Consider the following 8380-nt stretch of genomic DNA (forward strand, 5'->3'; position numbering starts at 1 on the left):
GTCGGCGCGGACAGTACGCCAGCGCGGCGCAACCGACGAACAACCCGACTACGCCGCACACGATGCCTCCTCCCGGTCCGCCGCGGCGGACCGCATCCGGCGAACCAGCACGGGAACGGCCAACCCGGGAAGGCCGAACAGCAGGCCCAGCACCACCCAGCCGTTCTCGTGGAAGCGGGTGATCAGCCAGGTGCCGAACGCCGGAGTCACCACGCCGGCCAACTGCGACGCGGCCTGGAACAGCCCCTGGTACTCGCCGTGCCGCCCGGCCGGTGCGAGCTCGTAGGACAGGAGCCACATGCCTGCCTGGTGCTGGAGTTCGCCGGTGACGTGGACCAGCGCGGCGGTCAGCAGGACGGCGACCACCAGCCAGGTCGGACCGTGGCCTGCGGCGAGGAAGAGCAGACAGCACAGGGCAAGGCAGCAGCCGGCGAAGAGCATCGCCCGGCCGGCCTCGACCGGTCCGGTGACCCGTCGGCCCACCCGGACTTGGAAGGCGATCACCGCCGCCGAGTTGAGGAGCAGCACCACCGAGTAGAGCGAGCCGGGCGCGTTCGTCCCGGTGGTGATCCACAGCGGAACCACCACCGCGAGCAGGCTCTGGTTGGCCGCCAGCGCGGCACCCGCGCCCACCAGGGCCAGCAGTCGGCCGTCGCGCAGGGCGGACCGCTGCCTGCGGGGCCGCCCGCTGCGGCCGCGCGCCGGTTCGGGCAGTCGCCGGTAGCCGAGGGCGGAAGCGAGGTGCAGGCAACCCGCCACCACGAACAGCAGTCGGGCGCCGTCGGCCCCGCCCACCTGCAGTGCCGCGCCACCACCGAGCGCACCGAGCGCGAGCCCGGTGTTGCCGAGCGAACGCATCAGTGCCCGGAACGAAGTCCGCTCGGCCGGCGGCAGCACGTCGGCCACCAACGCGCCCGCGGCCGCGCCGGAGACGGCACCGAAGGCGGCGACCGAACACGCCACCAGCAGGAACGCGGTGAACCCTCCGACCAGTGCGTACCCGATCACGGCCAGACCCTGGAGGCGCAGCCCGAGCACTGCGACGGTGCGGGCGCCCCGGCGATCGGCGAGGGTGCCTGCGGGCACGCTCGCCAGCATGCCGACCACGGCGGCGGCGCTGAGACCGAGACCGATGCGCTCGGTACCGAGGTGGAGCGTGCCGGACAGGTAGATCAGCGTGGTGGACAGCAGCATGCCGGAGCCGACGGTGCGGCAGAGGTTGGCCGTGCCCAGGGTCCGGGTCAGTCCCGGCCCGGTCAGGGTGCGGACCCAGGGGGGAACCGCGGGTCGCCCGAGTCTCATGTCTGTTCCGTATCGGCGGTGTGGTGGCCCCTTGCGGCCGTTCCCGGTCCGGCATCGACGACGAGGCCCGCCTCGACGAAGGAGGCCAGGACCTCCAGGACGTCCTCCCGCACCTCCTGCGCGGTGAGGCCGTACTCGGCGCCGAAGTCCCGGCAGAGCGCGTGGACGCTGTGGCGGCCGTCCAGCATCCGCCACAGGAGCGCGGCGGGCTCGGACAGTTCGAAGCTCTGCCGGCTCGCCGAGCCGAGCAGCACGACGTCGCCGAAGACACGGACCCGGACGTGCAGGGAGCGGATGGGACGGGCGGAGTCGTCGGTCAGCACCGGGTCAGCACTCCTTCTTCCAGCGCTTCGCGCAGGATCGGTTCCAGATCCGGCCACATGGCGTCCGCCCGGTCCACCAACTCGGCCAGCGGCCGGGCGTCGTCGAGGTCGAGGAGCAGGGTGAGCCAGGCCCGTTCGACCGGGTCTGACTCGTCGACGGTGTAGGCGATCTCCCCGCCCACCATCAGGAACCAGGTGTCCGGGGTGGTGCGGGACTGCAGGAGGTCCACGTGCTCCGCCAGCCGGAGGACGGCTTCCTCGGGCAGGGCGGAGTGGGGCAGCATGCGTTCGGCGAGCTGCCGCCGCCCCTCCGTGCCGAAGTCGCCGTCGGTGGCGAAGGACGCGAGATCGCGGGCCGGCCGCTCGGACGGCGCGGGCGGGAGCGTGTCGAGCATCCCCTCCAACAGTCCGAGGTTGACCAGCCGCAGCAGGATCTCGACCGGCATGCCGCCCGGGTCGCGGGCCAGGCCGGCCACGGTGGCGCGGATGCCCTCGGGGTTCAGGAACTCCCGGGCCCCTGAGCCGGCGAACGCCTGGTCCAGCAGGATTCCGCCGTCCTGCACGAGCATCTCGACGAAGGTGCGGCGGACCTGGCGCTCTCCGCTTCCGTAGAAGAACGGCACCTTGGGCATGGTCCTGACCCGCTCGGGCAGGACACCGCGCATCGCCTCGCGCAGCACGGACTTGTCCCACAGCAGGCGCTCGCGCAGAGCGGGCGGGATCCGCAGCACGTGCTCGACGAGGCGGTGGTCCAGGAACGGGACCCGGGCCTCGATCCCGCTGCCGGCCGCGTTGCGGTCCTCGTGCCAGCAGTTGTACTGCTGGACGTCGCGGTACTTCCACCGGACGTACTGGTGGTAGGCGTCGGGGAAGTGCTCGTCGGCGGGACCGAACGCGGCAGCGCCCAGCAGCGGCGCAGTGCCGTGGTCGAGCCAGGGCTGCACCTCGGGATGACGGTGGACGGCCGTACGACCCGCCATCTGCTCGAACGCGGCCAGTGCCTGCGGCCAGCTCGTGCCGAACTGTCCGGCGTAACCCCCGTTGAACTCGTCGGATGCCTGGCCGAGCAGCATGCCGCGCAGTTCCGGACGGAGGTCCTTGGCCGCCCGGTAGAGCTCGCGCTTGTAGAACTGTTCGGGGCCGCAGCGCGGGCTCTCCTGCAGCCAGAGCAGCTCTCGCCACTCGTCGGGGGCGGGCACCCTGGCGGCGTCCAGCAGGATCTGGTGGTTGGGGATGCCGAGCTCGTCGGCGGTACGCCTGGCGTTGACCGCGTCGCCGTTGGCGAACGTACCGGGATTGACAACGGTGAACGTGGTCAGGGGCGTGGTGCGCGAGGCCAGGGCGGCCACCGCGGCAGAGTCGATGCCGCCGCTGAGGAACAGGCCGAGCTCCGCGTCCGCGGTGGCGCACATCTCGACGGAGGAGGCCAGCAGTTCCCCGTAGCCACCGATGAACTCGGCCGGTGTGAGGCTGTGGTCGACCTCGTCCGGGAACTCCCAGTAACGGTGGCGGGTGACCGCGCCGTCCTCGAGGTCGAACTCCATCACGGTGCCGGCGGGCACTGCTTCGACACCCTTGAACCACGTGTTCACGGGGCCGTGCGCGAAGAGCGCGGAGCTCTGCAGGCTCTGGTCCGCGAGCGCGCGCGTCCAGTCGAGCCGACGCGGGCAGCCGGGGTCCTGGAAGAGCGCCTTGATCTCCGAGGCGACCACGATCCGGTCCCGGCCTCGGTGGAAGTAGAGCGGCTTGATGCCGAACCGGTCGCGGGCCAGCACCAGTTTGCCTCGGCGGCGGTCCCACACGATCACCGCGAACATTCCCTGGACCGCGTCCAGGAAGCGGCGGTTGTCGTGCCGGTAGAGGTGCAGCAGCACCTCGCAGTCGGAGTCGGTACGCATCCGGGCGCCACCGGGCAGCCCGGCCTCCAGCGCGCGGTGGTTGTAGACCTCGCCGTTGGCGATCAGCGCCAGTGCGCCGTCCTCGCTCACGAAGGGCTGTCCACCGCGCTCGGGGTCGACGAGCGAGAGCCGCCGGAAGGCCAATCCCACCGGACCGTCCACCAGGAGATCCTCGTCGTCGGGCCCCCGGTGCGCGATGCAACGCGACATGGCCCTCAGTTGCTCCACCTGATGGGGCTCCACCGGACCGCCACCGAGACGTGCCATGCCGGCAAGTCCACACATCGTCAGATCCCCTCTGTCTCTTCCCGCGGAGCCCGTGCCGCGCTCCGCCGCCGTCCTCCCCGTGAATCCGAGGACGGCACGTCACTTCACCGGCCGGGTGGGCCGCGCCCCTGGCACGGCCCACCCGATCGATCACACCTCGGCGGCCAGGACAGCCCCGGCCCCGACCTTCTTCACGGTCGGCTTGATGTAGCGCTTCATTCCTCCTCCTCCCAGAAATCGACTTCCTGGACTTTCATGCGGCTATCCGCGACCTGAACCATGACACTCGTATGCCAGAAGTGTCAAACAGGTTGCCAATTTAGGAAACATCCGGTCTGTCCATTTTTCCCCCATAGCTCCTAAATTGCGCTCCACCATCCGCGCTGATCAGCGCGCCATGAGGCCCGCCCCTCGCCACACGGGGCAGAACTTCCAACCCTTTCTCCCCGCAAAGCCCCCCTCCGGGGAGAATCACCCAGGGCGACAGATTTTCCAAAATGGCAACCCTGTGTCGCCAAGTTGCCAAGATGCCATCCGTCTACTAACTTCTCAGCCGTCGGGGAAGCAGTGGCGGGACGTCACCCCTGGCTCCAGGCACAAGGGGCGGATCTGTTCCGCAGCCGTCCACAAGAGAGAGATCCACGTCCGTGAAAAGCATCTTCCGCGCCCTCGCCGGAGTCGGCCTTCTGGCCGCCGCCCTGTTCGCCGTCCAGGCGGGCGCAGCTCAGGCCGCACCCCAGGCCACGCAGACCACCCAGGCATCGGGCGGAGCCACGACGGACGCGGAGATCGGCTGGCCGTAGCCGTCCGCGCACGGCCGGGGCCGCCTCTGCGGCCCCGGCCGTGCCTGTCGAGCGGTGCCCCGAACTTGCCAGCAGTTGCCAAATTTGGAAGCATTTGACATGCGGCCGCAGGAGTCAGCTCGGTCGACGCACTTGTCCACCCAGCACGGCAACGGATTGGATGCCGCATGTCACTGCAGCAGCCCGAGTTCGGCGAGCGCCTCAAGGCGCTGCGGGCTGAACGCGGCCTTTCGCAGCAGCAGTTGGCCGGCGGTGGTATGTCCCCCGGGTACCTGTCCCGGCTGGAATCCGGAGCCCGTCCGCCGACGGCCAAGGCGGCGGAGTACCTGGCCGCCCAACTCGGCGTCTCCACGGCCGAATTCCGCGGCCCCCGCAGCGACTCCCTCGCCCAGGCACTGGCCATCGCCTCCTCGACCGAGGACGCTGACCGAGCCCTGCGCGTCCTGGAGGAGGCGCTAGCCGCGGGAGCCCCCTCCGAGGACTACGCACTGCAGTGGCAGGCGATGCGCGTGATGTCCGGATTCCAGCAGGACATCGGCGACCGCGAGGCCCAACTGCACACCCTGGACCAGCTGGTCGACCTTGCCGACAGCATCGGCACGCCGGAGCTCCAGGTGTACTCGCACGTGTCGAGGGCACGTTGCCAACGGGCGCTGGGCCAGATGGAACACGCTCACGAGAGCGCCGTCCAGGCCGTCGCCACCGCCACCGCACACGGCCTTCCCCCGCGCGACACCGCCGGGGCGCTGATGGTCCTGATCTCCACCGAGACGGCCGTGGGGAACCTGATCGAGGCACGCGAACACGCTGCCGAGCTTGGCGAACTCGCCCAGGCACTGGGCCAGGTCCAGCAGACCGAGGCGCTCTGGACCGCAGCCCACGTCCACCTGCGTCTGGGCGACCAGGCAGGCGCCGCACAGCGCCTCGGTACGGCGCTCGGTCTGCTCGACAGCCGCGTCAGCCCGCTGCTCTGGCTGCGACTGCGCCTCGCCGCGGCCTCGCTCCACCTGCAGATGTCCCCGCGGAACCTCGACGTGGCCGAGAAGTGCCTCATGGAAGCGCACCCTGCGGTGGAACTGGTCGGCTCAGCCGTGCACCAGCAGGAATTCACCCTGCTCAGCGCGCAGATGGCCTTCTACCGAGGACGCCTGGACGAAGCAGGCCGCCGCTGTGCGGAACTCGCCGAGACCACACCGCTGCTCGCCTACCAGGACGAGCTCGCCCTCAAGATGCTCCGCAGCCAACTGCGCGTGCTCGGTGGCGAACGGGAAGAAGGGACCAGGGAACTCCAAACACTGGCGGAGGAAGCCCAGGCCCGGGGGAGCATCGACCTGTCGAAGGAAATCTGGCGAGCCCTCGCGGAGACCCTCGCCCAGCTCTGACCTACCTCCGAGCAGCCCGCACCTCGGTACCCCCGAGAAACCGCCGACCTCCGCCCGGCCACGGCACGACCGACGCACTACCGGCACGTCCTCTTCACGCTCCCGCGGACCGGCACCGCCCCTGACAAGGCCACGCGGCACCGCCATTGGCCACTGGCGCACCACGCAGCCACATGCGAGTCAACCTGGCTTTCAAACAGCAGAGTTGTTCTGCGAGCACTACTTCGATCAGGACCAGAAGGCTCTGCGCCGCCCAGCGGGGAAGGGGCGGCCTGAGACACGCGGACGTGCCGCCCGGAAGAACCGGGCGGCACGCGAGGAACGATCGGGTCAGGACATGGTGGTGGCGCCGCCGGGAACCTCCGCCCAGCTGCCCCACCGGCCGGTGTTGTAGTCGGCGTCGACGGTGTAGACGTGGCCGTCGGAGCCCACCCCGTAGACGTGCATCACGTTGTCGGTGACCGTGCTGCTCAGCGCCTTCAACGAACGTGCGTCGATCTTGGTCCAGCCGCCGGTCCAGCCACTGCCGCCGTAGTTGCCGTCCGTGCTGTAGAGCGCGCCGTCCGCACCGATGATCTCAAGGTGCACGGAGTTGCCGGTCATCGAGGCAGTCACTCCCTTTGCGCCCGCCGCGCCGCCGGGGACCTCTGCCCAGCTGGACCACGTGCCGGCGTTGTAGTCGGCGTCCTTGCTGTAGACCTGGCCGTTGGCCCCCAGTGCGAACACGTGCACCACGTTGCCGCTCGAGACGCTGGTGAGCGCCTTGAGCCCGCTGCCGTCCAGTCGTCCCCAACTGCCGGTCCAGCCGCTACCGGCGTAGTTGCCGTCGGTCCCGTACAGCGCGCCGTCCGAGCCGACGATCTGCAGGTGGACGGTGGTCCCGGTGATCGCGGCGGCGAGCGAGGTCGCGCCGGCGGCGCCACCGGGGACCTCTGCCCAGCTGGACCACGTGCCGGCGTTGTAGTCGGCGTCCTTGCTGTAGACCTGGCCGTTGGCCCCCAGTGCGAACACGTGCACCACGTTGCCGCTCGAGATGCTGGTGACCGCCTTCAGTGCGCTCCCGTCCAGCCGTGCCCACTGGCCCTTCCAGCCACTGCCGCCGTAGTTGCCGTCGGTGTTGTAGAGCGCGCCGTCCGAGCCGATCAGGTTGAGCCGTGCGGTGGAACCGGTGGCGGAGGCAGTGATTGCCTGGTTGACGTCCCAGGTGCCGGCCGTGCTGTCGTTGATGACCTTGTTGTAGCGGTAAGCCTGGTAGTCGCCGTTCGGGTGGGAGTCGAAGTACGCCGCGTTGATGGAGATGCCGGTGCGGTGCTTCACCGGAGTGGAGCCGAAGGAGTAGTAGGAGAAGGTGGTGTGCGCGGCGTCGTCCCACTTCTCGAAGAGGATCACGTGGTCGTACTTGCTGTCGAGGATGTCACCGGGCTTGAGGTCACTGCGCGGGATCGACGTGGTGTAGGTGCTGCTGGTGAGCCCCTCGGTGTTGGGGCCGTCGGCGAGGTGCCAGGCCATGTCGACGTAGCCGCCGCAGTCGGTGCGGTACAGACGACCGCTGGAGTCAGGGTAGGAGCTGCCCTGGTCGTAGGCGATGGTTTTGCCGTACCAGTACTGGGCCCGCTGGATGATCTCCGAGCGGGTGATCTGGCCGCCCACCGAGGAGGCGGCCTGGGCGGTGGTCGCGACGGGGACCGTGGCGGCGGTCATGGCCACGGCTCCGGAGAAGGTGACAGCGGCGGCCAGGGCGAGCCGGATGGGCTTGGAGGCGGTGGAACGCATGCCTGAACTCCTTGTGATGGTGGATGGCGATGAATGTCGAGCAGCGGGTGATGGCGTCGGACGGCCCGGCTCGCGGCGAGCGATGACTGTCCGCAGGGACAGCGGTTCGGGCGCGGCGCAGGGCGTGACTCGGACGGGGAGGTTGCGGTATGGCCCCGTCCGGGCAGTGCAAGACACGGTGGAGGCCGTGCGGCCCGGGCCGGAGAGGCGGCTTGGCGCCGTGTCAGGCGCTGGCTCCGCCGGGGACGGGGATCCAGTTGGTCCAGGTGCCCGCGTTGTAGTCGGCGTCACGGGTGTAGACGCCACCGTCCGCTGCGACAGCGAAGACGTGGTTGACGTTGCCGACCGCCACGCTGGCAACGGACTTCAGGTTCGAGCCGTCCATCTTGGTCCAGGTGGACCACGTGCCGGTCGTGTAGTTGCCGTCGTTGGTCCACAGGGAACCGTCCGAGCCGATGATCTCCAGACGCACGGTGCTCCCGGTGGCCGCAGCGGTAACGGCCTTGGCACCGCCGGCTCCGCCGGGGACGGGGACCCAGTTGGTCCAGGTGCCCGCGTTGTAGTCGGCGTCACGGGTGTAGACGCCACCGTCCGCTGCGACAGCGAAGACGTGGTTGACGTTGCCGACCGCG

Annotated in this window: 6 protein-coding genes and 1 pseudogene; 2 read left to right on the forward strand and 5 right to left on the reverse strand. The window is 69.9% G+C overall.

What is annotated here, in order from left to right:
• Window positions 1–48 precede the first annotated feature (48 nt).
• Genes ACIQVD_RS28790 through asnB form a run of 3 tightly spaced genes read right to left on the reverse strand, consistent with a single transcriptional unit; the run spans window position 49 to window position 3808 of the window.
• On the reverse strand, window positions 49–1302 hold the full coding sequence (locus ACIQVD_RS28790) for an MFS transporter (RefSeq protein ID WP_402292155.1): 1254 nt from the start codon (window positions 1300–1302) through the stop codon (window positions 49–51).
• Window positions 1299–1625 (reverse strand): PqqD family protein, encoded by a 327-nt coding sequence (locus ACIQVD_RS28795; protein ID WP_402292156.1) that lies wholly within the window; start codon window positions 1623–1625, stop codon window positions 1299–1301. The genes ACIQVD_RS28790 and ACIQVD_RS28795 overlap by 4 nt, the downstream gene beginning before the upstream one ends.
• Window positions 1619–3808, reverse strand: a complete 2190-nt coding sequence (gene asnB, locus ACIQVD_RS28800; protein ID WP_402292157.1) for an asparagine synthase (glutamine-hydrolyzing) — start codon at window positions 3806–3808, stop codon at window positions 1619–1621. Before asnB ends, ACIQVD_RS28795 begins: the two co-directional genes overlap by 7 nt.
• Before the next feature lie 629 nt (window positions 3809–4437).
• On the opposite strand from asnB, the gene ACIQVD_RS28805 reads away from it, so the two are divergent.
• Window positions 4438–4593: a hypothetical protein gene (locus tag ACIQVD_RS28805; protein WP_402292158.1), complete on the forward strand. Its 156-nt coding sequence runs from the start codon at window positions 4438–4440 to the stop codon at window positions 4591–4593.
• A gap of 167 nt (window positions 4594–4760) precedes the next feature.
• The gene (locus ACIQVD_RS28810) at window positions 4761–5975 is read left to right on the forward strand and encodes a helix-turn-helix domain-containing protein (protein ID WP_402292159.1); all 1215 of its coding nucleotides are present in this window, start codon (window positions 4761–4763) and stop codon (window positions 5973–5975) included.
• A gap of 330 nt (window positions 5976–6305) precedes the next feature.
• Here ACIQVD_RS28810 and ACIQVD_RS28815 read toward each other — a convergent pair whose 3' ends face one another.
• Window positions 6306–7748, reverse strand: a complete 1443-nt coding sequence (locus ACIQVD_RS28815; RefSeq protein WP_402292160.1) for a hypothetical protein — start codon at window positions 7746–7748, stop codon at window positions 6306–6308.
• 223 nt (window positions 7749–7971) lie between these two features.
• Window positions 7972–8380 (reverse strand): annotated as a pseudogene (locus ACIQVD_RS28820) (hypothetical protein); the annotation flags it as partial.

It is taken from the genome of Kitasatospora sp. NPDC090308 (assembly GCF_044769485.1).
Taxonomy (GTDB): domain Bacteria; phylum Actinomycetota; class Actinomycetes; order Streptomycetales; family Streptomycetaceae; genus Kitasatospora; species Kitasatospora fiedleri.

Excerpts from the sequence above, each read along its gene's own strand:
- ACIQVD_RS28815 (WP_402292160.1), bottom strand. The coding sequence starts at position 7,748 with ATGCGTTCCACCGCCTCCAAGCCCATCCGGCTCGCCCTGGCCGCCGCT.
- ACIQVD_RS28810 (WP_402292159.1), top strand. The coding sequence starts at position 4,761 with ATGTCACTGCAGCAGCCCGAGTTCGGCGAGCGCCTCAAGGCGCTGCGG.
- asnB (WP_402292157.1), bottom strand. The coding sequence starts at position 3,808 with ATGTGTGGACTTGCCGGCATGGCACGTCTCGGTGGCGGTCCGGTGGAG.
- ACIQVD_RS28790 (WP_402292155.1), bottom strand. The coding sequence starts at position 1,302 with ATGAGACTCGGGCGACCCGCGGTTCCCCCCTGGGTCCGCACCCTGACC.